The organism is Acetobacterium sp. (assembly GCF_041752335.1).
Taxonomy (GTDB): Bacteria; Bacillota; Clostridia; order Eubacteriales; family Eubacteriaceae; genus Acetobacterium.
Map to the genome: position 1 here is coordinate 1 of NZ_JBGSHG010000026.1, position 24,744 is coordinate 24,744.

Sequence of the window (24,744 nt, forward strand, 5' to 3'; positions counted from 1 at the left end):
AACTTCTTCAGTGGTCATATCAAGCAACTGATATTTTAGTGAAGAACTACCGCAGTTAATAACAAGTACATTCATTAATAATTACTCTCCTTTAGTTTTTTATTGATTACATTTCATACGTTCTATATAATAACAGTAATACGCAAAGAATACCATTATTTTTTTGTCATATTTCGATAATAAATGAAAATTTGCTATTTTTTTAACAAAAGAGAGGCTAGTATGAAAATTCTTGGTATTATTGCTGAATATAATCCGTTTCACATGGGCCATGCCTGGCAAATCGAAACTTCAAAAAAAGCAAGTCAATGCGATGCTGTTATGGTTTTAATGAGCGGCAGCCTCACTCAGCGCGGAGACTTTGCTGTTTTAAACAAATGGGAACGCACCCGACTGGCCCTGTCCGCCGGTGTTGATCTAGTCTGTGAACTGCCCTTTGGCTATGCCTGCCAAAGTGCCGAAGCCTTTGCTCACGGGGGGATTAAGATCTTTAACGCCACTGGGGTGATTGATGTCCTCTCCTTTGGTTCTGAATTCGGGCATATCCGCCCACTGACCAGTCTGGCCGAAATACTCGTTCAGGAACCAGCTGAGTTTAAAAGCTTCCTTAAACAGGAGTTGTCATCTGGGGTATCCTTTCCCCGAGCTAGAGAACTGGCGATCCGCTCTTTTTTGGGCGATGAGGCTGGCAACCTTTTAAAAACACCCAATAATATCCTCGCTCTCGAATATTTAAAAGCGCTTCACAAATCTCGAAGCGACATCAATTCAATAACCGTTAAGCGACAAGGAGCAGACTATCACAGTCTTTTACCTTCAAAGTATCTTAGCGCCACCGGAATTCGGACCATTTTAAAAGATGCCCTTGCCCACCCGGAATCCGCGTCAGCTATCTTAGAAGCACTGGACAACAAACTTCCCTATTTTGCCGATGATCTAATTCTGCCCTTTAAAAAGAATTATAATCCCAGGGGTGACGACTATTTCCTCAATGCCCTGCGCCTGCAAATACTTTCAAATGATGTAAAGCATTTGAAAAACACCCCCTATGTCAGTGAAGGTCTGGAACACAAAATCAGAGATGCGCTAAAAACTGCAACAACTCTGGACGAATGTGTCAATGGGATTATCTCTAAACGGATTCCCCAAACACGGGTCCGCCGGATCTTATGTAATCGGCTCCTGGAACTGGATAAAGAGGTCTTAAACCTTTTTCAAGCAGAATCTTTTGTCCCATATCTGCGGGTACTGGGTTTTAATGAACCGGGTAAAGCGATCTTAAAAGCGATTAAGGATAAAGGCCAGTTACCTATTTTAAACAGTTTGAAAAAAAGCCGATTTTCATTGAGTCCCCTCCAAAATAAAATGCTCTATTACGACTGTCGCGCCACTGACTTTCATAATCAATTTTACGAGACTCGATACTGTTATCATCGGGATTACATTCAGAGTCCGGTTCAATATCCAAATCAAAAAGGTTAAAAAAATAATTGATTCATAACTTCCATAAATTGTTCAACTATTCCACAACGATCCTAGTTACCCAAATACAAAGGAGAACATTATGCCATTTTTTACAAACGAAAAAGCAGATCTACCCAAGCAGCCGATCCTCCAACCCCTCTGCGGACCTGTTCAAGGCCAATTCCGACGGGGTGTGTCTTGCTATAAGGGGATTCCCTATGCTATGCCGCCCATTGGTAACCGCCGTTTTAAAGCACCCGAACCGATGCCACCCTGGGAAGAGGTCCGTGATTGTTCAAGTCCAGGCAGTTCCTCGCTGCAAATGGGCGGTATTACCGTTGATTCCCCGGGCACCTATCAAATGGACGGTAAAAGCGAAGACTGTCTGTTTCTAAACGTCTGGACCCCAGCCGTCACCACTGAAGAACGCTATCCGGTTTATGTCTTTATTCATGGCGGTGCTTTTTCTTCGGGCTCTGGTTCAGAAATGGTTTATGATGGCGGTCGAATGGCTCAGGAAGGAGTGGTGGTAATTACCATCAACTATCGCCTGGGAGCCCTGGGTTTTCTGGCCACCCGGGGCTTGCTTGAGGAAGCTGGAACCACCGGCAATTACGGTTTACTGGATCAGATCCAGGCCCTGCATTGGATCCAGAATAACATCGAAACCTTTGGCGGCGATCCCGATCAAGTCACGGTCGGCGGTCAGTCCGCCGGTGCTTACAGTGTCACCGCGCTGATGCTGTCGCCGCTGGCCAAGGGACTTTTTCATCAGGCTGTGGTTGAAAGCGGATCTATTTTCTCAATTTCAGCTTTTTCTGTACTTAACCGTGGCGATTTACAAAAAACCATGGATAATGGAAAGCTCTTTTGCGACCTTTACGGCATTGAAGATTCCCCAAATGGTCTGGCGCAGCTGAGAGCCCTTCCTGGCGATATTTTTGCTGCCCTCTCGATCGTCAAGTCTGATCAATCCACGGTTCCTAATGCCTTTGGTTTCTGGCCGGTATACGATGGGGTTGTTCTTCCCAAAGACCCGGTCAAGGCCCTGAAAAACGGCGAAGTCAACCCGGTTAAAATTCTGATCGGCTATAATACCGATGAATCATCCTTGTTCATTAAGGGCCACACCAATCTGGGGATTTATCAGATGCTCTGCTATCATATCTTTGGTCCTGAAAATGCACCTATAGCAATGGATCACTTTTTTGTTGATGGTGATCACTCACCTCTGGACCGAGCTCTGGAAATTTATACCTATTCTGCTTTTCTAATCGGGATGGTGATGATGGCAAAAGAATACGCACAGTTGGGAGAAGATGTCTATTTTTACAATTTCGATTTTGATCCGACGATCCTGAAAATAGTTGGACTGAACACAGCCCATGGCATGGAATTGCCCTTCGTTTTTGGCAATGGCATCGGACAGCGTCGCGCCACCAAGATCAGCAATTTATCCTGGATTATGCAACAATCCTGGGTCAATTTTATCAAGTATGGCAATCCCAATTTCAAAGCAGAATATAAGGGTCAGATCATCTGGCCAAAATTCGACCCTGAGAATAAATACATCATGGTTTTTGACGCTCGACTTTCCAGTAAAAATCTGCCTAACCAGGATGATCTGGAATTCCTGGAAGGGCTGATGTTTGACTAAGATTATTGACCAAACTTCACTGACTTATTGGCATTCAAAATAATTGCTGAAATGCTTTTCTGAACTGCGTTTCTTTGTATATTAACTTGCAAAATACTAAAAATAATGATACATTTAGCTCATAATAAAATGATAGCAATGATGCTTAACTTGGGATAGCCATGCCACTAAGCATCTTTTTCATTAAGTGAGGAGATTGAAAATGATAATATATAATCAAAAGGATTTTTTAACCTATATGCCAGATGTTCAGGAATGCAACAAAAGCATCTCTGATTTAAATGACCAGTGGGATAATATTAAACTGCTTTCCGAAATCAATTGTCCCATCCAATCAAAAAGTGTTCTTCCCAATATGACAAAAATCCAGAATGGGTTTATTGACTTGCAGGAAGAACTGATTGACACCCTTGTTTCCGAAAAACTAAAAAAAATGGAGCAAAAAATCATTTCAAAAACACAGGTTGCCATCGATATCCTAATTCGAAACCTGTTTGAAAGAACTGCTGACATTGGTTTTCTGGCAACTGATGACGACATTCGCTGCTTTGTCGAAAACAAGGACCGCACTGACAGTGACCGCAGCTTAATTCTAAAGCGAATGCGTGATTATGTTGCAAAATATTCCGTTTACGAAGATATTATCGTGCTTGACAATAATTATCGGGTCTTGGCAAATCTGGATGAACAAAATGATATCCTGGGAAAACAGATTAAAGGACCTAACCTAACCAAAACAATGGATGGCGAACAGAGCTTTGTGGAGTATTTTAAAAACTCAAAACTCCAGTACGGTGACAAGAACTCCCATATTTTTTCCAGCCGAATCTGCCGTGAAGGAACTTCCCAGGCTATTGGTCTGATTTGTTTATGTTTTCGCTTTGAAAATGAAATGGCGCAAATCTTTGAAAAACTGACCAACGATTATGATGGCTCTGTGATGACCATCATCGACGACACAAACATGGTAATCGCCAGCAGTGATGAAAATCATGTTCCCACCGGTATCATCGTTGAACCCGTTGAATCTGGCGTCAATGGGGTTGTCTACTATCGGGGATCCGATTATATTTCAAAAACCATCGCTACCCAGGGTTATCAGAAATATTATGGTCTGGGTTGGAAGGGTCATGTGATGATTCCCCTCCATCTGGCTTTCCGGGATAACCGAAATCTAAAAAGCATTGATTCAGCTGTTACAGCCGGTCTGATGCACCAGGCCGATTCATTTTCAACCGAACTGAATGAAATTATCAATAAAACCCAAACCATTAATGGATCACTCAAACGGATTGTCTACAACGGTCAGATTATTGCCAGAGATGACAGCATTGATGCCGAATATTCGCGGCTTAAACCGATTTTAAGAGCCATTGGACGGATAGGCACTAATACCAGCAGTCTTTTTCAGAGCTCCGTTTCCAACCTGTTTTCGACGGTTGTGTCAACCAGTCTTGTCGACACCAGTTTTTTAGCCTCTCTGTCAGTGGATATCATGGATCGAAATCTCTACGAACGGGCCAATGATTGCCGTTGGTGGGCATTGGATTCGACGATTCGACGTATTCTGGCCAAAGATGTGATAACCACTACCGATGAAAAACAATTGACAGATATCCTCGTTTACATTAATGATCTGTATACGGTTTACAGCAATTTGTTTATTTTTGACAAAACCGGAACCATTATCGCTGTATCCAATCCCAAACGCACCGAGGACATTGGCAAAACCCTCACCGCTCCCTACATCGATGAAATTTTAGCAAATGCCAAACAGGACAAGTATTTTGTTTCCCCTTTTGAACAAACAGAATTGTATGATCATCGTCATACCTATATTTACGGTGCTTCCATTACTGACTTTAATAATTATAACCGCACCGTTGGCGGTATTGGCATTGTCTTTGACAGCGAAGATCAGTTTAAAACGATTCTGGAAGAATCGCTCCATTCTGATAACAACTCCTTTGCTGTATTTGCAGACCGTAAAAAAATGATTCACTCAACAACTAACGATACTTATAAAGTAGGTGAAATTCTCGATTTACCAGATGAGCTGTTCACCGTACCAAACGGCAAAACCCGATCCGAGATTCTAGTTTACGAAAACTGTTATTACTCAATTGGTTGTGCCTGCTCATCCTGTTATCGCGAATATAAAAATTCAGACGGGTATCATAATGATGTAATCGCCTTTGTTTTTGAAAAAATGGCAGATTATGCTGAAATTACCATTAACAAATCGAATGATAAAGAAATTGAACAGTCTGACTTCGCCTTTTCAATGACAAACGAACATAAAAAATTGGCCACCTTTGTCATCAATGGCCAGGTCTATGGTCTGGAACAGTCTTACGTTGTTGAAGCCTTGGAAGCCAGCAAGACCATTTCAGTCCCAGGGACCAACGCGGTAATCCGCGGTGCGGTAGAATTTAATGATCATTATTATGCCGTTGTCGATGCCCTTGCTTTATTCGATAAAGATGAACCCAGCCTGAACGCCTCTCATCTGCTATTGTTGCAGCTGACAGATGATGAAATGATCGCCATTCAGGTTGAAAAGCTGGTCAGTGTCCTCGAAATCAATTTGAATGATATTCAACCAGTAGAAATTTCTTCGGCTATTACTGGCATTATTTGCTTAACCGATGGTTCCGACCGAACCATTCTGGAAATGGATCCTCAGATTATTCTGGAAAAACTGGTAGAAAACCAGGTCGATGAAGATCTGGAAGCGGCTCTTCCGATGCTCGAAGCCCTGTAAATAAATTAGCGAATAAAAAATATCAAGCAAAGCAAAGCAAACCTTATTTTTCAAAAAAAAGCACGGGTACAAAATAACTTTGTTACACCCGTGCTATTTATTCATTTTAAAGTTTACTCCCCGTTAATATCGATCAATATATCGCCATCTTCAACCTTCACCGGATAACTATCCTCATTTTCCATTTTAAATTCCAAAAATAATATCTTCGGTTTCCCCAGACCTTTGCCAGTTTTAGCATCATACTTTGCTCCATGTCTTGGACAGGTGATGACCCCATCTTCTAATGTACCTTTATACAAAGATCCTCCCATATGGGGACATTTATTCGATATGGCATAATAAGATCCATCCACCTTTGTCAGTAAAATCTTTTTGTCTTCCAATTCAACCAACTTTTTTTCAGTTTTTTCAAACTCCTGTATTTCAGCAACTTTTTGAAATCCCATTTTTCCCTCCATTTTTTGAGTTATTATTATTTATCTACCCTTAAATTAAACGTCAAAACAAAACACCATTGCTGATTGATTGACAAATTTTTAAATTGTGCCTATAATGAGATTAAGTAATTATGAATCCAACAATAATGGTTATGTTTCAAAATTTTAAGAAGAGGTGATTTTATGTCAGCAAAAAAAGTATTTACCACCGAACAGGCAAAAGAAACTGGCAGAATGCTTGGAATTAGTTGGAGTAAATTTGACATTGAGCAGTTTCGAATGGGAATGGATGTTGAGCTTGAGCACGGTACTGATAATTCTCGCACAAACGTAACCGGAGATGATCCTTTTGTGACCGGCAAAATTGCCCTGGCTCATTTAAATGAGTTTCCTGATTATTATACTCGCCTTGAAAAAATGGAAAAAGAAGCTGAAGCATTCTGGGAAGGTAAATGACCATTTTTTATAACTGTTAATCCATCCAAAATTCAACCGTAAATAAACAAAGAGAATCCTTTAAATTCAGGGATTCTCTTTGTTATGATATATGTGATCCATTAAACAAAAATGTTTTTTGACGCTTAAGCAGCTAATTGCCGAATGAACTACTTAATTGAAGTAACCAATCAGAAAAACAAGAGCTTCGAGCCTCATTTTCCCAGCGAGCATTATCATTGTACTTTTTTTAACACCATACTAATCTGGGCGAAAATATCCTGAATTCCCCCATCTCCCTTAATTTTATGAAGAATTCCTTTTTCTTCATAAAACTCCAATATCGGCGCTGTTGTTAGATTATAAATGGCTAAACGGTCTAAAATAATTTCTTCCTGATCATCAGCTCGATGAATCAATGAAGTCCCGCAAACATCGCATATTCCCGATAGCTTTGGTGGATTGTATTTTATATGATAGCTTTCCCCGCATTTTGGGCAGACCCGTCTACCTAAAATACGATCGACGATAATTTCCTTTGGCACATCGATTAGAAAAACAAAATCGATCTGTTGATTCTTTTTTTTCATTATCAGTTCAAGGGCCTCAGCTTGCTTTTCATCCCGGGGAAATCCATCCAGTAGAAAGCCCTTTATGCAATCATCTTTTTTTAATCGTTCATCTACAAGAGAGATCGTGAGGCGATCTGGGACCAGCTGACCTTTCCCGGTATACGTGCTTATTTCCTTGCCTTCTGGGGTTCCTTCTTTAATTTTCCCCCGGAAAATATCCCCGGTGGAAATATGCGGAATATCAAAATGTTCACAAATAAGTTTTGCCTGGGTCCCTTTTCCCCCACCGGGTGTTCCTAATAAAATAATCCTCAAAAAACTAACCTCCAAAATTAAATTGTCCTGTCTGGCAAAATCAACTACCATAATATTGAGGGCTTGACGATCCCCCAGGCAGATATCAAAAGGTTTGACTTCGCAATCGCCGTTTCTAAAAACCCGAATGTTCGGACCATTCCCTGTTGCAAGCAAAATATTGGTACAAAACTGATGATAGTCCTTCCGCTGAAACCTTTATCAGCCCACTCTTTCTTGAATGTGCCTGGATACCTTTTTAATGACAAGAATTGTTTTATCTAAATAAAGTTTGTTTCTTTAGCTACGATGATATCTTTTAACCTAATTTTTGTCAATAGTATTTTTAACTGCCTATAGACTATTAAAACGGGCAGAAAAAACGTCATTATACTATTATTGATTACAATGACGTTTTTCGTTAACCGCATGTTTTTCTGATTCTTATTTCAAATTATTAAAAAAATTCCCAATTTCCGCAAAAAAGGTTTGTACCTGCTGGAAAAAACCCTGGGTCTCCTGGCCAGCTTCCATCAATTTGATAAACGTATCGGGATCCATATTCAGCTCATTAAACTTATTAACAAGGGTTAGGATCTCTTCAATTTGCTGATCATCCAAAACGGTGTCATATTTTTCAGCTGTCGTTACAATCAGTTCCCGAATTTCATCATCATTCATCGTTTTAGTTTGAGCAATCTCGCCCTTTAGGCTATTGATAATATTAACCGCATCATCGCCAATAGCATCCTGCAGTTCACCAACCACTACCACTTCTTCGACAGCTGTTGTTTTAGCTGCTTCGTCCAGACTGGTATCAGTTGCTGCCTCATAAGCTTTGTAAATACCTGTTAACGCACCTGTTCCAGATACCGGTGTATAGGCTGCCACAATCACTTTGGCATTCTTGATTCCTGCGGTTCCCAATGCCGATTTATACATCTCATCAGTAACCCAGTCAATGTTATGGGTTTCCAGATCGATTCCCCCTTTTGTTTCTTCCTGAACATAAACGCTGGATAGCGCCAGAGTTCCAATTTTATCAAGGGACACCGCCCCCTCTAAATATTCCCGTTCATCCTCATTGGTTACCACGGTTTCTTCTACATCGCCTCTTTTGATATCGAAATAACCGTACACCGTTTTGAGTTGGGCTTCGGTATTATCGGCGCCAATGGCGACACAGGCGCTTTTTGAATCCGCCAGCACCGGACTCACCAGTACCATTGATAAAACTATCGCTAAAATTCCTGATACTATTTTCTTTTTCATTCTTCACCTCGCATAATCACTGACTCTTTATAAGTCAATTAGTGTACAACGAGGTTATCATAACAATTAATCCTATTTTTTAACTTAATTTCCTCAACACGCGACGACTATTGCCCGTTACTCCTGCTTTTTGCGATGATAAAAAGAAAAGCCGACTGCTGTACGCAATCGACTTTTTGTTCTAATATTGGTGCGAGAAAAGGGATTTGAACCCTCACTGCATTGCTGCAACAGATCCCTCAAACCTGCGTGTCTGCCGTTCCACCATCCTCGCATTAAGTAACAGGCATTTTGACCCTGTTTTCTTATTATAAAGGAGTGAAGCTAAAATATCAACTATTTTTTTGATTTTTAAAAATTTATTATTTTTTTGATTTTAAAAATTTATTTACAATGCTCTTTCGTTGTTGATATTTATTTCACCAGGAGCTTTTGTCTGGTAAAATAAATATTTGTTGTGATCAGCAAATCATCAAGACTGCCATTATTCTCAATGATTGTGTCAGCCAGTGCGATTTTATCCTCGTCTGACATTTGCATATCGATTCGTTTAATGGCCTGGGCTCTCGTCAATTTATCTCTTTCGATTAGCCGACCGATGCGAATCTCTTTGTCTGCCACCACCAGAATCGTCTCATCGACGGTATTTTGCAGATTTGTTTCAAAAAGTAGCGGACAATCATAAAAAACTGTGGGTATCCCAGACCGTTGGTAAAAATCAATCTGCTGATCATACAGTTTTTTTATTTCGGGATGGACAATGGCATTGAGTTTTTTTCGGGCTTGTTCATCATTGGCGATCAGCTCTCCCATCAGGCTGCGGTTTAATTCGCCGTTCGCATTGATGACTTCCGGCCCAAAGACTGCGGCTATTTTTAGTAAACCAGGACTCCCCGGCGCCACAGCCTGCCTGGCTAATTGATCGGCATCGATAACAATGTAATTGAAACGTTTCTTCAAAATATCTGTGACGGTCGATTTGCCTGACGCAATCCCGCCGGTTACTCCTATTACTCTCATAACCTGCTCCTGCTATTTCACATCATACCAGGACATCCCGGTGTTTACATCAACGGTCAGCGGCACACTTAGCTCCGCTGCCCCTTCCATTTCTTCTTTAATCAGTCGCTCCACCTGTTTTTTTTCATTTTGGGGGGTATCGATGATTAACTCATCATGGACTTGCAAGATCAGTTCAGCTTGCAGATTTTCCGCATTTAAGCGGTTGTATACCTTGATCATAGCAAGCTTGATAATGTCCGCTGCACTTCCCTGAATGGGCGTATTCAAGGCCATTCTTTCCCCGGCCTGAACCAGCATCGCGTTTCGGGAGTTCATTTCCGGAATATAACGTCTTCTTCCCCAGATGGTGGTGACGTACCCTTCTTCTTTGGCCTGCTGTTTGACATTCTCCATATAGGCCTGGACCTTGGGATAGCGGGAAAAGTAGCGATTAATATAATCCTGGGCTTCATTTCTGGAGATCCCCAGATCTTTACCCAGACTGAAAGCCTGTTTGCCGTAGATTAGTCCAAAATTGATGGCTTTGGCCTGGCCGCGTTGGGTTCTGGTGACCGCATCCAGGGGGACCCCAAAAATCTCTGATGCGGTGCGGGTGTGGATATCCTGTTCTTTTTTAAATGCGTCGATCAGATTCTCATCACCGGAAAGATGAGCTAAAACCCGCAGTTCAATCTGCGAATAATCGGCATCGACCAGAATTCGATCGCTCGTCGATGGCACAAATACCCGTCTGATCGCTCGTCCCATTTCAGTCTTTACGGGAATATTCTGTAGATTAGGATTGGAACTGCTGAGTCGTCCGGTTGCCGCCACGGTCTGATTAAAGGTTGAATAAATCTTATGAGTTTTTGTCTCAACAAAGGCCATAAGACCCCGGCCGTAGGTTGAATCCAACTTTGACAGCATCCGATATTCGATTATTTTTTCAATAATTGGATGAAAATGGATGAGCTGCTCCAACACTTCGATATTGGTTGAATAGCCCGTTTTGGTCTTTTTCACCACCGGCAGTTTTAATTGTTCAAACAGAACCTCGCCTAATTGTTTGGGTGAATTAATGTTAAAAGCTTCTGTTTCAGCCAGTTCATAGATGTCACTGGTGAGACTGGTAAGTTTGTTTTCAAATTCGCTGGACAGAACTTCCAGCTGGCTTAAGTCAATTTTAAACCCCAGTTCTTCCATCGATACCATCACTTCCAGCAACGGCATCTCAATCGTTTTAAACAAGGTCATCATATCAGTAGCATGGAGTTCTTTTTCCAGAACGGTTTTTAAGTCTTTGATGGTTTCGCAGTTTTTGATCATATAATCAGCCAACAGCTGTTCATTCAGACCTTCAGCTGGCACCGTTTTTTTACCTTTTCCGAACATTTCCTCGTCATCCAGAATGGTCCGATTGAGATATTGATAGGCAGCTGATTTTAAATCATAGCGCTGATCGCCAGGACTCAACAAATAGGTGGCAATATAGGTATCAAAGGCTTCATTGACTTCGTTGATGTCATTTTTATGAAAAATATGGATCAGATTCTTTAAATCCTGACTGATGATAGCCAATGTGGTGATATTGGGCAGGTTTTTGAATTTCTCAAAGAATTTCAAGCCAAAAACAGCCACCGGGTTTAGATAATAATAGCGATCTGCGATTTCCAGAGCTAGATAAATCTGTGGCGCTTCTTCATGAAAATAGATGATCACTTCTTTGGTGTTTCCCAAATCGTTGAACAAGCTATCCATATCTACGGCTGTTTTAATCCAGTGAAACGCCACTGATTTTTCAATGGTTTCCACCGCTTCAGCGGCATCAATTTTTGACAGCAGGGTATTGAATTCCAATTCTTTAAGTAAGGCAATACTCTCCGGATTAAAAATATTATGGAAGGTCAGTTCTTCATAGTCACCATCCCAGGGAACATCCAATTTTATCGTTCCCAGCATTCGGCTCATGAAGGCGTCATCTTTTCCCGCTATTATTTTTTCTTTTTGTTTGCCTTTCTGCTCGTCGATATGTTCATATATCTTTTCCAGGTTTCCGTACTGCTGAACCAGCTTAATTGCCGTTTTTTCCCCAATTCCGGCGATTCCGGGAATATTGTCAGACTTATCTCCCATCAGCGCTTTTAAATCAATCAGATCTTTGGGATTTAGTCCATACTGATTCTGGACCCAGGCTTCATCCACCTCTTCCAATTGGGAGATACCTTTTTTTGTATACAACACCTTAATCCGCGGCCCAACCAACTGAAAGGCATCCCGATCACCGGTGATGATTTCTGTTTCGATCCCTTTTTCTGATCCGATCGTCGCCAGGGTTCCAATGATATCATCAGCTTCAAAACCTTCCAGTTCGACAATGGCGATATCCATCTTTCTGAGCAGCTCTTTTAAAATAGAAAACTGTTCCGCCAGCAGCTCTGGCATATTTTGACGCCCTCCCTTATAGTCATTATAGGCCAGATGCCTGAAGGTTGGCCCTTTTAAGTCAAAAGCTACACATAAATAATCAGGCTGGTATTCCTCTTGTATTTTAACTAATATGTTAACAAAACCATAAATGGCATTTGTCGGTATGCCCTTTGAATTTGACATTTCCCGGATGGCATAAAAGGTCCGGTAAAAAAGACTGTTCCCATCGATTAAGATACTTTTCATTTGATCTCTCTTTCTTTTTCTACTTCTGCTTAATAAAACAAGTATAGATATTATACCAAAAGTATTGCGGATTGAACAATGAATAAATTTTAACGGCACACTTGACAATAATCATTGTCAGAGTTATAATTATTTTGACAACTATTATTGTCAAAATGACAAATTTTATTGACAAATAAAAACTAGACTCTGGAGGCGCCATTATGGGACTGGAAAACCGTTTAAAAGAATATCGGGCCCGAAACAATTTGAATCAGTCTGATTTGGGAAAGCTGGTCGGTGCATCCCGGCAAACCATTAGCCTGATTGAACGGGGGGATTATTCCCCGTCGGTAATTCTGGCGCTAAAAATTGCCAGAGTTTTTAGCACAACTGTTGAAGAACTATTTTTGTATGAAGAGGAGTAATCTTATGAAGAAACTAAATCCGACTATCAAATTTTTTGTTGTTATGGTCATTTCTGCTTTTATTGGGGGGCTACTGGGGGGCAGTATTATTCACGGCGAAGGCGCCATCATCCAAAGTCTGATTAATTTCCAGAATTTCATAATTAATAATAATTTAACAATCCAGGCGATTATTCTTGGTCTATCAGCACTGCTTATTTTAATTCTCTATTTCTCTGCCAAGCTAAAATTAAAACGATTAAACGAAAATGACGATGTCCTATTTGATCAGATCGACCATCAGCTGGGAGTTTTATTTCCATTGATTTCAGTTTCCATGATTAGTGGCTTTTGCCTGTTTGGCATCACTGTTACTGGTTTTATGACAGAATTTAAGCTTGTTGGCCTGATGATTTTTTTGGTTAATATGGCGTTCACTTTAACCATGACTGTACTTGCCCTAAAATTGACAAAAACCTTATACCCTGAAAAAAAGGGAAACCCACTTGACTTTAATTTCGACAAAGAGTGGCTGAAAAGCTGTGACGAAGCTGAAAAATTTGTGATTTATAAGGCTTCTTACCGCTGCTATCAGCTGATGAATTTTGTTTACTGCTGTGTCCTTACCATTTGCCTGCTCGTTTCCATTGCTATGAATATTGGTATCTTTCCTTATTTGTTAATTGGGTTTCTATGGATAACTCAAACCCTAATTTATTCTATATCAGCCAATCGGTTTCAACATGGTCAGTTGGACAATGTTCAATAATTAACGCTCATTAAGGAGAAGTCGATAATGAAAAAAATATTAGCTAAAGCCCAGCGCGAAGGATGGACCTATCTTGAACAAGGTCTTGTTTGCGGAAATCGAATGGAGTTTATAAAAAACGACAGAAAGATCGGTATCACGCTTAATCCGGCTTCATACCAAATGACAAATATATCCCCCACTCAAATGAAAGTAGTGATGGAAGCAGATACATTGTATTCCGGAAATGATCCCATTGTTTCAAAAATACAAAACCTGTCCTTTGAAGATCAAACCAACCTTATTGGTGTCGCCCGAGAAATATTTTTAATGATCTGCGAAGAAGATTAACGACACCACAAAAACATCTCTAATTTAGTTTTTAATTATTCAATCTTAAATAAAGTACCGTTCTGATATGCATGCTATCAAAACGGTACTTTTTGTACGAAAGAAAGACCTGGTTGTTCAGTCTCTCTCGATTATGTTGCGAATAAATTATCAGTAGTTGTGATTACTAATAATTATTCAATTTTCGAAACTTCATAACAAATGAAATTTAATGTTTGATAACTTGATTCAATTTCCCCTGAATCTCATTCATCAGGTAATCGGTATAAGGAATCTCGGTGAAGAGACGTCCTTCGGTAAAGGGTTTAAGTTCCGCCCTGACCACATCAGCATCTTGGGTGTTTAGAATCTCACCAATGTTGACGTTTCTAAACGCTTCATTGGTTTTTCCAATCACTTTTAAAATCTTACCCGGACAAACCGCGCCAGGTTCTTTCGTCAACATTTCAGCAATCGCCTGAACCATCTCAATGTTGTTCACTCCCAGGTAATTATTCACCGCCTTCTTCACCTTAAGCAATCGTCCTTCGGTATTCACAAAGGTTCCATTGACTTCCGGGAAGGCCAGCGCCGGTAACACCACGTCAGCTTTCTCAGCTGCTGAAGTCAGGTGGGTATCCTGGACCATTAAAAACTCATAACCACTAAGATCGGCATTGGGTTCCTCACCGAAGAGCAGCAGTGCTCTAGCCTTTTCCAAAATCTTTGGTGTGTTAACGACACCCAGGGCTTTTAAACCGCGACTGTTGTTTTTAGCAGCTACTCTGAAAATACCGCTGCGTTTCCCATCAGTTTTTCCCAGAAGACCGAGAATATTTGCCACCAGAGTTGAAGCTTCTGCAGTGACATATTTGTCACCCATAACTACTACCAGATTCTTGGCGTTGACCAGGCCTTCCCCAATGATCTGAGCTTCGTCACAGATATCAAAATCTGCCAGTGATGTTTTTAATGCATCAAGATTGTGCACATCTGTTTTTAGATTACCATTTTCAATGACATACTTGGTGATTTCTCCCAGGAATTCAAGATCATCGCATTCGGTGATAAACTCATCGGCGATGTGATCATAACCGTTTTCTAAGTGGTTTATCACAAAGATATTGGCGCCATTTTTTGATGCCTGTGTCAGTTTGTATTTGACAATGGGATTATTTACTGGAAGCATTCCTAGCACCAGTATCGTATCCGCGGTTACAATAGCATTCATGTTTCCAATAGAACGATTACCTTGGAGAACCTTATCTTCGCCGTGTTCCCGATTAGAAAAACTGAAAGTTTCAGCTCTAAGAACCTTAGCCAGTTCGGTCATGTTGAAAATTTCTTCATTGGTATACTTAGGCGAAATCCCCATCTTTACGGCATTGCTACCATAACGGGCAGCAATACTTTGGGATTTTTTTGCAACGGTAACAAAAGCATCATACCAGCTAACTTCTGTCAGTTCCCCCTGCTTATTGCGAATCAGTGGTGTGGTAAGACGATCTCCCCACTGAACCAGGTTGGTACCAAACCGGCCGCGGCCACACATAACCCCCTGATTAATTTCGATATGATTATCCTGGGGAACAGCCTTGATGATGGTGTCGCCCTTGGATTCGATAATGATCTGGCAACCGGCTGAACAATAACCACAGGTGGATTCTGTTTTTACTGTATTCATCGGCACTTGTTTGATTCCGACCAGACCTTCTCTGAGCGCACCGGTTGGGCAAACAGAGATACACAAACCACAGCTGACACAGCCGGTATCTTTTAAAGGCTGGCGCAACGCCGGTTCCACAATGGTTTCAAAACCCCGATCCACCAGCCCAAGGGCCGAAACGCCGACGATATCTTCACAAACGCGAACGCAGAGACCGCAGGTAATGCACTTGCTGTTATCACGAATCACGAAGGGATGATCGTCCTGTATTTTTGCTTCCGGATTTTTCCCTTTGAAACGTTCAGGTTTGACGTCATATTCATTTGCATAGGCGACTAATTTACATTCAAAGAAATCCTGACAACCACATTCAAGGCAGCGCTTTGCTTCTTCAATGGCTTGCAGCGGAGCATAACCTTCTACCACTTCCAAAAAATTATTGTTTCTGGCATCTGGGGCCAGGTGAGTCATCACTGGACGTTTATTTTTCTTGATGCCCTCGAGATAATCCTGATCCACCGATTCCCTGATGACAAAATAAGGTTCGTGATAAGTAATGGTCTCGCCGTTTAAATAGCCTTCGATAAAAGGAACAGCTTTTTTAGCATCGCCAACCGCTTGAATAACGATGGAGGCGCCGCTGTTGATACAGTCTCCGCCAGCAAAAACTCCGTCCAGATTGGTTCTAAAGGTTTGTTCGTCGGCCAGAACGGTATTCCATTTTGTCAGTTCCAGTCCCTCGAGCCCCTTGGGGTTGATCCCCTGGCCAATAGCCAGAATCAGGGTATCAATGTCAATAACCTCTTCTTCACCGACCATCGGTACCGGGCTACGTCGGCCGCTGGCATCGGGTTCCCCGAGGGCCATTTTCTGCAGTCGGATTTTAACGATTTGTCCGTCATCACCCTTAATGACTTCAATGGGATTGGTTAGGTTCTTAAAGATGACCCCTTCCTCTTCGGCTTCGATAATTTCAATTTCTTCCGCTGGCATCTCAGCTTTGGTTCGACGGTAAATATTATAGACTTCTTTAGCGCCGAGTCGCAGTGCGGTACGGCAGGCATCCATAGCGGTGTTACCACCGCCAACGATGGCAACTTTTTCACCGAGAACAATGGGTTCGTTATTAGCCACCTGCTGCAGCAGTTCAATCCCACCGATGACCCCTTTGGCATCAATGCCTTCGCACCGTAATCCGGAACTGGTCCAGGCACCTAAGGCAACATAAACAGCATCGTGATTTTCCCGGATGGTTTCAAAGGGAATATCGACACCGACCCGGGTATTGTTTTTAAAAACAACGCCCATTTCTTCAATCAGTCCCACTTCTTCATCCACCACCCCTTTGGGTAATCGATATTCAGGGATGCCGTAGCGGAGCATTCCCCCCATTTTAGGCATGGCATCATAAATTGTGACGGCGTGGCCGGATTGGATCAGATAGTAAGCCGCCGTGAGTCCCCCGGGGCCACCACCGATGATGCCAATGGATTTTCCAGTGGCTTTAGCGATTTCCGGCACGAACATCTCATGGGTCATATCAAAGTCGGCAGCAAAACGCTTCAGCCAGGCAATCGATATGGGTTCATCCACTTCCCCCCGGCGACAGGCAGTTTCACAGGGATGAGGGCAGACCCGGCCAATGGCACCGGGCAAGGGTAGTTGTTCTTTGATGAGCTTTAAGGCTTCTACGAATTCTCCGTTGGCGATTAGACCCACATAACCCTGACAGTCGGTAGTACCGGGACAGGCCCGTTTACAAGGTGCCACACAATCACCAATGTGTTTTGACAGCAGCAATTCCAGATTCGTTTTGCGAGATTCAATCACCCGAGGGGTCCGGGTATTGACTACCATATTATCGGTGATTTCAGTGGCACAGGATTTCAAGATTTTGGGAATGCCGGCAACCTCCACCACGCAGAGACCGCAGGATCCAAAAATCTCCAGTCGTTCGTCATAGCACAGGGTGGGAATATCAATCGCATTTTCCCGGGCAACTTCTAAAATGGTTTGTCCTGGATAACCAGACACTTCTTTTCCATCAATATTCAAATTGTATTTTTTCATTCTCCCACTCCTTTCTAATCAATGATGACGGAATCAAATTTACACACAGAGTAACATTTTCCGCACTTAATACAAAGATCCTGATCGATCTCATGGACTTTTTTCTTTTCTCCCTCAATGGCAGCCACTGGACAGTTCTTCTTGCAAGCCCCACAGCCAACGCATTTTTCAGCGTCGATGGTATAGGTCAACAGTGGCTTACAGCTTTTGGCCGTACACTTTTTATGATAAATATGATCTTCATATTCGTTTCTGAAATATTTAATGGTGGTTAGCACCGGGTTAGGAGCGGTCTGACCCAGACCGCACATCGAGCCGTCTTTGATCTTATAACAAAGTTCTTCCAGCAATTCAATGTCGCCGTCTTGGCCTTCACCCTGAGTAATCCGATTAAGAATTTCCAGCATCCGGGTAGTTCCCACCCGACAGTAGGTACATTTGCCGCAGGATTCTTTACAGGTGAAATCCAGGAAGAATCGGGCCATGTCTACCATGCAGGTGTTTTCGTCCATGACAACCATCCCGCCGGAGCCCATGATCGCACCGGTTTTGGTGATTTCAGCGTAGTCAATCTGAGTATCAAGCAGGGCTGCCGGAATACATCCACCGGATGGTCCACCCATCTGAACAGCTTTAAAGGCTTTATTTTCTTTAATCCCTCCACCAATCTCATAAATAACATCTCTTAGTGTTAATCCCATGGGAATTTCCACCAAGCCGCCGTGTTTAACCTTACCGGTTAAGGCAAAGACCTTGGTCCCTTTACTTTCCTTGGTTCCCAAAGCGGCATAGGCATCGCCACCATTACGGAAGATCCAGGGAACGTTGGCGAAAGTTTCAACGTTGTTGATGTTGGTGGGTTTGTTCCAGTAGCCTTTCTGAGCCGGGAAGGGTGGTTTTAACCGGGGCATCCCCCGTTCGCCTTCGAGTGAGGCGATCAGCGCAGTTTCTTCACCGCAGACAAAGGCCCCGGCACCGGCTTTAATCCGCAGGTCAAAGTTGAATCCGGTTTCAAAGAGGTTATCTCCCAAGAAACCTTTTTCCCGGGCCTGATCGATGGCATTCTGTAACCGCACGATGGCCAGAGGGTATTCGGCCCGGACGTAAATAACCCCTTCGTTGGCACCAATCGCGCGGGCGCCGATTAACATCCCTTCAATCAGGGCATGGGGATCACTTTCAAGAACGGAACGGTCCATAAAAGCTCCGGGGTCGCCTTCGTCGGCATTACAGACCATATATTTTGTTTTTCCCGGTGACTTGCGGGCCGCATCCCATTTAAACCAGGTGGGAAATCCCGCACCACCACGGCCTTTGAGGCCGGCGATTTTGATGGTGTCAATGATCTCTTCCGGGCTCAGTTCAGTCAGACATTTTTTTGCGGCCAGATAACCGTCCACCGCCATATAGTCTTCAATCCGCTCAGGATCGATGATACCAGAATTTCTTAGGACAATCCGTTTCTGCTTGCCGATCATGGTGATGTCGGATTCCGCTATCTGCAACTCTTTGAGTTCGTTTTCTCCAAGAACATAATCCTCAATGATTCGTCGGGTATCGTCAGCGGTAACATTTACAAAGGTTATTTTCTTTCCCCCATCGTCAACCACGTCAACAATCGGTTCAAGGTAACAGGTGCCAATGCACCCGGTTTTTTCAACCCGTAGATCCAGGCCTTTTTCGGCGATGATTTCTTCAAAGGCGACCTGAACCTTATTGGCGCCGGCAGCAATCCCACAGCTGCCTTCTCCGATTATGATTTTCATACCATCACCTCCTGTGTGATCGTCTCTGAACTGGTGGCGTTATTGCCGGCGGCTTCTTTTAACTCGGCCAGAATATGGATCGCCTTGTCTTTGGTCAGCTGTCCATAGGTGTCGTCGTTGATCATCATCACCGGTGATAAGCTGCAACATCCCAGACAGGCCACGTTATTTAATGTAAACAGTCCATCTGGAGTGGTCTCTCCTTCTTTGATTTCAAGAAAATCCATCACGGCTTCTTCTACCATTTTTGAGCCATTAACGTGACAGGCAGTTCCCTGACATAGCATAATTAAATATTTCCCCACGGGTTCAAACCGAAACTGGGTATAAAAGGTAGCAACCCCGTAAACTTTGGCAATGCTGTTATGGGTTTCGATTGCAATATAGCGCATCAGTTCAACGGATAAAAATCCGTAAAGTTCTTGAGCTTTCTGCATGATAGTAATTAAACTACCGGGAATATCGGTGTAGTGATTCAAAACTGGGTTTAATTCCTCAAAAGGATTATGTTGGCCATCCTGACAGCCACAACCGCATCCATGTTCATGTGTTTCATGACTCATATAATAAAACTCCTTTCAAATTCGGCAGATAAACATTATTTTATATTTTTAGTCTCCATAATTATACACTTTTTGATATAGAAAGAATTGTATATTTGTTGTTAATAGAAGTAAAAAAAAGAAAATATTTAAAAAGCACCGTAACTGTTACGAACCGCTGAAAAATATTTCAGCGGTTCGTAACTGTTCATTGTTCGTATTATTAGTGAGAAAGAATTTTCCCACCCCTCTGCAAGCCAGTATCTCCAGATCGGACAAACTCTAATATTCCGTATGGTTCAACCATTTCAAAGAAACCTTCAATTTTGTAGCGGGTACCAGTAATTTCGATGACCAGACTTTCTCTCGATACATCCACAATATTAGCCCGAAACATATTTGCAATCTCAACAATCTGAGAACGGGTTGTGTCATCTGCTTTCACCTTAATAAAAACCAACTCTCTGATAATGGATTCATCAGGTTTCAGTTCAATAACCGTAATCACATCAATAAGTTTATTTAGTTGTTTTTTTATCTGGGTCAGAATTTGATCATCTCCGGTAACAGTGATGGTAATCCGGGAAAGCTCAGCATTCTCGGTGGTTCCAACTGTCAGGCTGTCAATATTATAACCGCGTCTCGCAAAAAGTCCTGAAATGCGGCTTAATACACCAAAATTATTTTCTACCAATAATGATAAACAGGTTTTTTTCTCCATAATCACTCTCCCTAAATCCTTATGAAATCAGGATGAACCTGGCACTGAATCAAGGTTGGCCCCTGGTGTTTAATTGCTTCCGGAAGTACCTTGTTAAAGTCAGCATTTTTATCAACCTTATAACTTTTTATGCCATAGGCTTCGGCCAGTTTCATAAAATCAACATCGAAATCTATATCGGTTCCGCTGTAATGTCCTTTACCATAATTATCAAACTGCAGTTGCCGCACCATTCCCAACTTAGTATTGGTAATCAGAATAATGTTAACATTCAGCTGATGTTCGGCGATCACTCCCAACTCACCCATACTCATTTGAAAACTGCCATCTCCGCAGACGATAAAAATCTCCTTGGGTTTATCTAAGGTTGCAAAACATGCCCCACAGGCTGCCGGGATACTGTAACCCATGGTCCCCAAACCACCAGAAGTGTAATATCTTCGGTTTTTTATGATCGGATAATACAATGCCGACCAGATCTGATTTAACCCAACATCACCGACCACTGTGGTATTCTCTGCGGTCATCTCCGACATGTCCTTAAATAATACTTTGGGATTGATCAGATCGCTGCAAGGTGGATCGGCATCATAAACTAGGGGGTTTTCGCTGCGAATAGTTTTTATTTCAGCTAGCCAGGCGGCACGATCCTTAATGGTGTCTTTTTGAATCAGTTCGGATAAAACAGTCTTTGCATCTCCCACAATTGGGATATTCGTTTCCATGTTTTTGCCGATTTCAGCCGGGTCGATATCAATATGGACAAAATCAGTATCTTTTTCGAATTTAGTCAAATTGGATGTGGCCCGATTGGACATCCGGGCACCAATATTAATAATTAAATCAGCAGCATTCATCACCACATTGGAATACTTATAACCATGGCTGCCAACAATACCACAATATAAGGGGTGATCTTCCGGAAAGGCACCAATACCCATCAGCGAGGTAATCACCGGAATATTGTTTTCTTCCGCAAAAGCAAGCAATTCCTTGTGAGCATTTCCCAGTACCACACCACCGCCGGCATAAATGATCGGTTTTTCCGCTTCTTTGATCTTTTTGATGGCCCGCTTGATCTGCCCGCTATGGCCATTTAAATTGGGGTTATATCCCCTAATATCAACCTTGTCATAAGTCAGACCAGTTTTGACATTTTCCAGCTGAACATCTCTGGGAATATCAATTAGAACCGGTCCCGGACGGCCTGTCGAAGCAATGTGAAAGGCTTCTCTGATAATCCTGGGAATATCGGCCGCATTTTGAACCAAATAACTGTGTTTTGTAAAGGGAGCGGTCGCACCGGTGATATCCGCCTCCTGGAAGGCATCCGTTCCGATAAGGGCCCGATCCACCTGACCAGTGATAGCTACAATTGGAATTGAATCAAGGTAAGCGGTTGCAATACCGGTTACAAGATTGGTTGCTCCAGGTCCCGATGTTGCTAAACATACGCCAACACGGCCTGATTCTCTGGCATATCCACTCGCATAATGCGGTGCTGTCTGCTCGTTTCGCACTAACACATGTTTAATCGGCGATGTTCTGAATGCTTCATATAGAGGCAGCAGGGCACCTCCCGGATAACCAAACACAAACTCAACATTTTCTCGTTCGAGACATTTTAAAATTAATTTTGATGCTAACAGTGGAATCACTCCCTTTTTAAGTATTTCCAATTATCATATTCAATTTTCCGAATTTTGTCAATGACAATTTTTCGTCTGGTTGAAGAAATTTTTGTATTGAAGCGCCTTGAATTTTAATTAATTATTTTTATAAACTGTTAGTTTTCCCAGCAGTGGGGTTTTGACTGAAATTGCCCCAACCGGACACATTTCCTGGCAGCAGTAGCAACGAATGCAGCGATTGTAAAAATACAAGGGATATTTCCTCCGTTTCCGTTTCACAATGCGGATCGCCTTTTTCTCAACCGGACAGCTCGCTTCGCAGACCCCACAACCGATACATTTTTCCTTATCAACCACAGGTTTCTGAATAATGAAATTCTGAATCGGTTTTAATGCTGAAAGGGTCGACGGTTCACCTTCATGAACAGGGATACGAACCACATCAAAGTCAGGATTGTAAAACCTTTCAAGGGGCTCTCCCAGAATTTCAATTTTTTCTTCAGTCCAGTATCCCAATTCCATTTCTTCACCATAGGTGATGGTTGGCACAAAGGTGGGATCCAAATCAATCATTCTTGCAAAGGTCGCATCTAACGCAACCGGATCATCCGATACCAGCAGCACCTTCATTGGCACGGGTTTCCCTGACGCCGGGCCGTTACCTTCCATCGCAATAATGCCATCCATGACAAACAGTCTCAGCTTGGGAATGAGATAGCGGTTTAAATCCACCAGCATTTTTGAAAAACTTCTGACATTTGGATAATGCGCATGGGACATCCCCTTATTCAAGCCATACACGCAACCAAATTGGTTTTTGATCGCTCCCGTGATCCGGGTCAGACCATGGGTTTTCATTTTTGAAAGACTGATTATTGCATCACTCTCTAAAACCCCCTGGGCAATATCAAATTTCTTGGTTCCAATGCCTAGAAAGAAATCCATCTGCTGACCCTGGCTGAATTCTTTCAGGGGTACCTTATACTTCGCCGCAATGGCAGCGAGACCGCTTTCTTTAGCGGCTCCAGAGGGGGAGCCAAAACCTGGCGAGTCCCCATAAGCAAGGCGGTTGCAATCCGCCTCTTGCAGCAATCGAATCATCGCTTCAAATACTGCCGGATGGGTGGTAATGCCAGCGTCTGGATTTTTTCCTCGGAGCAGATTGGGTTTGAGTAAAATCCGCTCTTGCTCGTTTACGAATTGTCCGATCCCGCCGAGAAGCTCGATGGCGGCTTTCAATTTCTGATAAACCAGTTCATTATCATAGGATTCACACCCCATAATAACAACACGAGATTTTTTATTTTCCATTTTTCTCAATGCCTCTTTCCGTTATTCTAATTTTTTTCTCTTTTAGTAATTTACCCACAGCGCGCTTAAAAGAACTCTTACTCATATCAAATTCTTTTTTTATTACGAACGCTTCTGTTTTGTCATTATACGGTAAAAAACCTTGACTTTCGTTTAATTTAGTGAGAATAACAACGGCATCTTTAGGGATTTCTTTGTAGGCTTTTTTATTGGGACTCAAAACCAGCTTGCCGTCATTTCGGATTTCGGACACCCGGGCATGGATCTTTTCACCGCAATGAATATCAGAGTTTGCATCTTTGATCAGAATCAATCCGTGATACAGATTATCAATGGCCACAAAGGCTCCAATTTCCGGATTGATCTGGTAAACATATCCTTCAATCCAATCACCCAGCTTGTAGGGCGCACCGACTTTTAATAGCGGGTAGATCTTCATGGTTGCACATAAACGATCACTTTTATCAGTATACAGATTAACCAGATAATCCCGCCCTTTCTGGACCTTGACGGTTTGCTCATTATATGGAAGCAACAGATCTTTTTCCAATCCCCAATCCAGAAAGGCGCCCACCTTGGTAACATCCGCAACCTTAAGCGCTGCAAATTCGCCCAACTGAATTTTCGGTTCCCGGGTTGTTGAGATCAGCCGATCTTTAGAATCCCGGTAAATAAATACGTCAAGTTGGTCGCCGGCCTTGGAATTTTTTAGCACTTCTTTCTCTGGCAACAAAACCACGTCAGTTGTATCAAATCCGTCCGATAAATATGCTCCAATGGGTGTAATCCGTTCGATGGTCAGTGTTTGTACTTTTCCTATTTCTATCATTTTTCAACCTCTTTTATTTTAGTAACTAGGATCGGGTAGGAGGCTGACCATTAATTGATCAGCCGACCTCCCACACCACCGTACGTACCGTTCGGTATACGGCGGTTCCAGAGTTCACACCGTTACTTGCAGATAATAATCATAAAAATTGGGATATCCTGCCCGCTTGAG

At 42.4% G+C, this 24,744-nt stretch carries 20 protein-coding genes and 1 tRNA gene; 7 read left to right on the forward strand and 14 right to left on the reverse strand.

What is annotated here, in order from left to right:
• Positions 1–75: hypothetical protein (locus tag ACEW8F_RS03525; RefSeq protein WP_373482109.1), on the reverse strand; the 75-nt coding region annotated here is incomplete at its 3' end.
• A gap of 147 nt (positions 76–222) precedes the next feature.
• Here ACEW8F_RS03525 and ACEW8F_RS03530 point away from each other — a divergent pair.
• The 3 genes from ACEW8F_RS03530 (at position 223) to ACEW8F_RS03540 (ending at position 5,885) form a co-directional block, all read left to right on the forward strand.
• The gene (locus tag ACEW8F_RS03530; protein ID WP_373482091.1) at positions 223–1,482 is read left to right on the forward strand and encodes a nucleotidyltransferase family protein; all 1,260 of its coding nucleotides are present in this window, start codon (positions 223–225) and stop codon (positions 1,480–1,482) included.
• An 82-nt stretch (positions 1,483–1,564) separates the two neighbouring features.
• Positions 1,565–3,121, forward strand: a complete 1,557-nt coding sequence (locus tag ACEW8F_RS03535; RefSeq protein WP_373482092.1) for a carboxylesterase/lipase family protein — start codon at positions 1,565–1,567, stop codon at positions 3,119–3,121.
• A gap of 202 nt (positions 3,122–3,323) precedes the next feature.
• Positions 3,324–5,885 (forward strand): chemotaxis protein CheW, encoded by a 2,562-nt coding sequence (locus ACEW8F_RS03540; RefSeq protein WP_373482093.1) that lies wholly within the window; start codon positions 3,324–3,326, stop codon positions 5,883–5,885.
• 113 nt (positions 5,886–5,998) lie between these two features.
• Here the strand turns inward: ACEW8F_RS03540 and ACEW8F_RS03545 are convergent, their stop codons facing one another.
• Complete coding sequence (locus ACEW8F_RS03545; RefSeq protein WP_373482094.1) at positions 5,999–6,334, reverse strand: Rieske (2Fe-2S) protein; 336 nt, start codon at positions 6,332–6,334, stop codon at positions 5,999–6,001.
• A 174-nt stretch (positions 6,335–6,508) separates the two neighbouring features.
• Here ACEW8F_RS03545 and ACEW8F_RS03550 point away from each other — a divergent pair, with 174 nt between their 5' ends.
• Positions 6,509–6,781 carry a DUF5661 family protein gene (locus tag ACEW8F_RS03550; RefSeq protein ID WP_373482095.1) on the forward strand — a complete coding sequence of 91 codons (273 nt, stop codon included), beginning with the start codon at positions 6,509–6,511 and terminating at the stop codon, positions 6,779–6,781.
• Positions 6,782–6,996: 215 nt separating this feature from the next.
• Here ACEW8F_RS03550 and ACEW8F_RS03555 read toward each other — a convergent pair whose 3' ends face one another.
• The 5 genes from ACEW8F_RS03555 to polA all read right to left on the reverse strand — a co-directional run bounded on the left by ACEW8F_RS03555 (position 6,997) and on the right by polA (position 12,573).
• Positions 6,997–7,647: an adenylate kinase gene (locus ACEW8F_RS03555; protein ID WP_373482096.1), complete on the reverse strand. Its 651-nt coding sequence runs from the start codon at positions 7,645–7,647 to the stop codon at positions 6,997–6,999.
• A 423-nt stretch (positions 7,648–8,070) separates the two neighbouring features.
• On the reverse strand, positions 8,071–8,898 hold the full coding sequence (locus tag ACEW8F_RS03560; protein WP_373482097.1) for a DUF1002 domain-containing protein: 828 nt from the start codon (positions 8,896–8,898) through the stop codon (positions 8,071–8,073).
• Positions 8,899–9,086: 188 nt separating this feature from the next.
• A tRNA-Leu gene (locus tag ACEW8F_RS03565) sits at positions 9,087–9,172 on the reverse strand.
• Between the two features lie 140 nt (positions 9,173–9,312).
• Positions 9,313–9,918, reverse strand: coding sequence for a dephospho-CoA kinase (coaE, locus tag ACEW8F_RS03570; RefSeq protein WP_373482098.1), 606 nt, complete (start codon positions 9,916–9,918; stop codon positions 9,313–9,315).
• Positions 9,919–9,930: 12 nt separating this feature from the next.
• Positions 9,931–12,573 (reverse strand): DNA polymerase I, encoded by a 2,643-nt coding sequence (gene polA, locus ACEW8F_RS03575; RefSeq protein ID WP_373482099.1) that lies wholly within the window; start codon positions 12,571–12,573, stop codon positions 9,931–9,933.
• A gap of 209 nt (positions 12,574–12,782) precedes the next feature.
• Here polA and ACEW8F_RS03580 point away from each other — a divergent pair, with 209 nt between their 5' ends.
• From ACEW8F_RS03580 to ACEW8F_RS03590, 3 genes are read left to right on the forward strand one after another with little or no spacing between them, the layout of a single operon-like run.
• Positions 12,783–12,980, forward strand: a complete 198-nt coding sequence (locus ACEW8F_RS03580) for a helix-turn-helix transcriptional regulator (protein ID WP_373482110.1) — start codon at positions 12,783–12,785, stop codon at positions 12,978–12,980.
• A 4-nt stretch (positions 12,981–12,984) separates the two neighbouring features.
• Complete coding sequence (locus tag ACEW8F_RS03585) at positions 12,985–13,728, forward strand: DUF3169 family protein (protein ID WP_373482100.1); 744 nt, start codon at positions 12,985–12,987, stop codon at positions 13,726–13,728.
• Positions 13,729–13,755: 27 nt separating this feature from the next.
• Positions 13,756–14,058 (forward strand): hypothetical protein, encoded by a 303-nt coding sequence (locus ACEW8F_RS03590; RefSeq protein ID WP_373482101.1) that lies wholly within the window; start codon positions 13,756–13,758, stop codon positions 14,056–14,058.
• Between the two features lie 208 nt (positions 14,059–14,266).
• On the opposite strand, the gene ACEW8F_RS03595 is transcribed toward ACEW8F_RS03590, so the two are convergent.
• The 7 genes from ACEW8F_RS03595 to ACEW8F_RS03625 all read right to left on the reverse strand — a co-directional run bounded on the left by ACEW8F_RS03595 (position 14,267) and on the right by ACEW8F_RS03625 (position 24,573).
• Positions 14,267–17,773 (reverse strand): molybdopterin-dependent oxidoreductase, encoded by a 3,507-nt coding sequence (locus ACEW8F_RS03595; RefSeq protein WP_373482102.1) that lies wholly within the window; start codon positions 17,771–17,773, stop codon positions 14,267–14,269.
• A gap of 14 nt (positions 17,774–17,787) precedes the next feature.
• On the reverse strand, positions 17,788–19,539 hold the full coding sequence (locus ACEW8F_RS03600) for an NADH-ubiquinone oxidoreductase-F iron-sulfur binding region domain-containing protein (RefSeq protein WP_373482103.1): 1,752 nt from the start codon (positions 19,537–19,539) through the stop codon (positions 17,788–17,790).
• Positions 19,536–20,102: an NADH-quinone oxidoreductase subunit NuoE gene (nuoE, locus tag ACEW8F_RS03605; protein ID WP_373482104.1), complete on the reverse strand. Its 567-nt coding sequence runs from the start codon at positions 20,100–20,102 to the stop codon at positions 19,536–19,538. Before nuoE ends, ACEW8F_RS03600 begins: the two co-directional genes overlap by 4 nt.
• Before the next feature lie 202 nt (positions 20,103–20,304).
• Positions 20,305–20,802, reverse strand: coding sequence for an acetolactate synthase small subunit (ilvN, locus tag ACEW8F_RS03610; RefSeq protein ID WP_373482105.1), 498 nt, complete (start codon positions 20,800–20,802; stop codon positions 20,305–20,307).
• Between the two features lie 11 nt (positions 20,803–20,813).
• Positions 20,814–22,481, reverse strand: coding sequence for a biosynthetic-type acetolactate synthase large subunit (gene ilvB, locus ACEW8F_RS03615; protein WP_373482106.1), 1,668 nt, complete (start codon positions 22,479–22,481; stop codon positions 20,814–20,816).
• Between the two features lie 87 nt (positions 22,482–22,568).
• Positions 22,569–23,744, reverse strand: a complete 1,176-nt coding sequence (locus ACEW8F_RS03620) for a DUF362 domain-containing protein (protein ID WP_373482107.1) — start codon at positions 23,742–23,744, stop codon at positions 22,569–22,571.
• The gene (locus ACEW8F_RS03625; protein WP_373482108.1) at positions 23,734–24,573 is read right to left on the reverse strand and encodes a S1 RNA-binding domain-containing protein; all 840 of its coding nucleotides are present in this window, start codon (positions 24,571–24,573) and stop codon (positions 23,734–23,736) included. Before ACEW8F_RS03625 ends, ACEW8F_RS03620 begins: the two co-directional genes overlap by 11 nt.
• Positions 24,574–24,744: the final 171 nt, after the last annotated feature.

Coding starts and splice junctions, on each gene's coding strand:
- ACEW8F_RS03530 (WP_373482091.1), top strand. CDS start 223: ATGAAAATTCTTGGTATTATTGCTGAATATAATCCGTTTCACATGGGC.
- ACEW8F_RS03535 (WP_373482092.1), top strand. CDS start 1,565: ATGCCATTTTTTACAAACGAAAAAGCAGATCTACCCAAGCAGCCGATC.
- ACEW8F_RS03540 (WP_373482093.1), top strand. CDS start 3,324: ATGATAATATATAATCAAAAGGATTTTTTAACCTATATGCCAGATGTT.
- ACEW8F_RS03545 (WP_373482094.1), bottom strand. CDS start 6,334: ATGGGATTTCAAAAAGTTGCTGAAATACAGGAGTTTGAAAAAACTGAA.
- ACEW8F_RS03550 (WP_373482095.1), top strand. CDS start 6,509: ATGTCAGCAAAAAAAGTATTTACCACCGAACAGGCAAAAGAAACTGGC.
- ACEW8F_RS03560 (WP_373482097.1), bottom strand. CDS start 8,898: ATGAAAAAGAAAATAGTATCAGGAATTTTAGCGATAGTTTTATCAATG.
- coaE (WP_373482098.1), bottom strand. CDS start 9,918: ATGAGAGTAATAGGAGTAACCGGCGGGATTGCGTCAGGCAAATCGACC.
- polA (WP_373482099.1), bottom strand. CDS start 12,573: ATGAAAAGTATCTTAATCGATGGGAACAGTCTTTTTTACCGGACCTTT.
- ACEW8F_RS03585 (WP_373482100.1), top strand. CDS start 12,985: ATGAAGAAACTAAATCCGACTATCAAATTTTTTGTTGTTATGGTCATT.
- ACEW8F_RS03590 (WP_373482101.1), top strand. CDS start 13,756: ATGAAAAAAATATTAGCTAAAGCCCAGCGCGAAGGATGGACCTATCTT.
- ACEW8F_RS03595 (WP_373482102.1), bottom strand. CDS start 17,773: ATGAAAAAATACAATTTGAATATTGATGGAAAAGAAGTGTCTGGTTAT.
- ACEW8F_RS03600 (WP_373482103.1), bottom strand. CDS start 19,539: ATGAAAATCATAATCGGAGAAGGCAGCTGTGGGATTGCTGCCGGCGCC.
- nuoE (WP_373482104.1), bottom strand. CDS start 20,102: ATGAGTCATGAAACACATGAACATGGATGCGGTTGTGGCTGTCAGGAT.
- ilvN (WP_373482105.1), bottom strand. CDS start 20,802: ATGGAGAAAAAAACCTGTTTATCATTATTGGTAGAAAATAATTTTGGT.
- ACEW8F_RS03620 (WP_373482107.1), bottom strand. CDS start 23,744: ATGGAAAATAAAAAATCTCGTGTTGTTATTATGGGGTGTGAATCCTAT.
- ACEW8F_RS03625 (WP_373482108.1), bottom strand. CDS start 24,573: ATGATAGAAATAGGAAAAGTACAAACACTGACCATCGAACGGATTACA.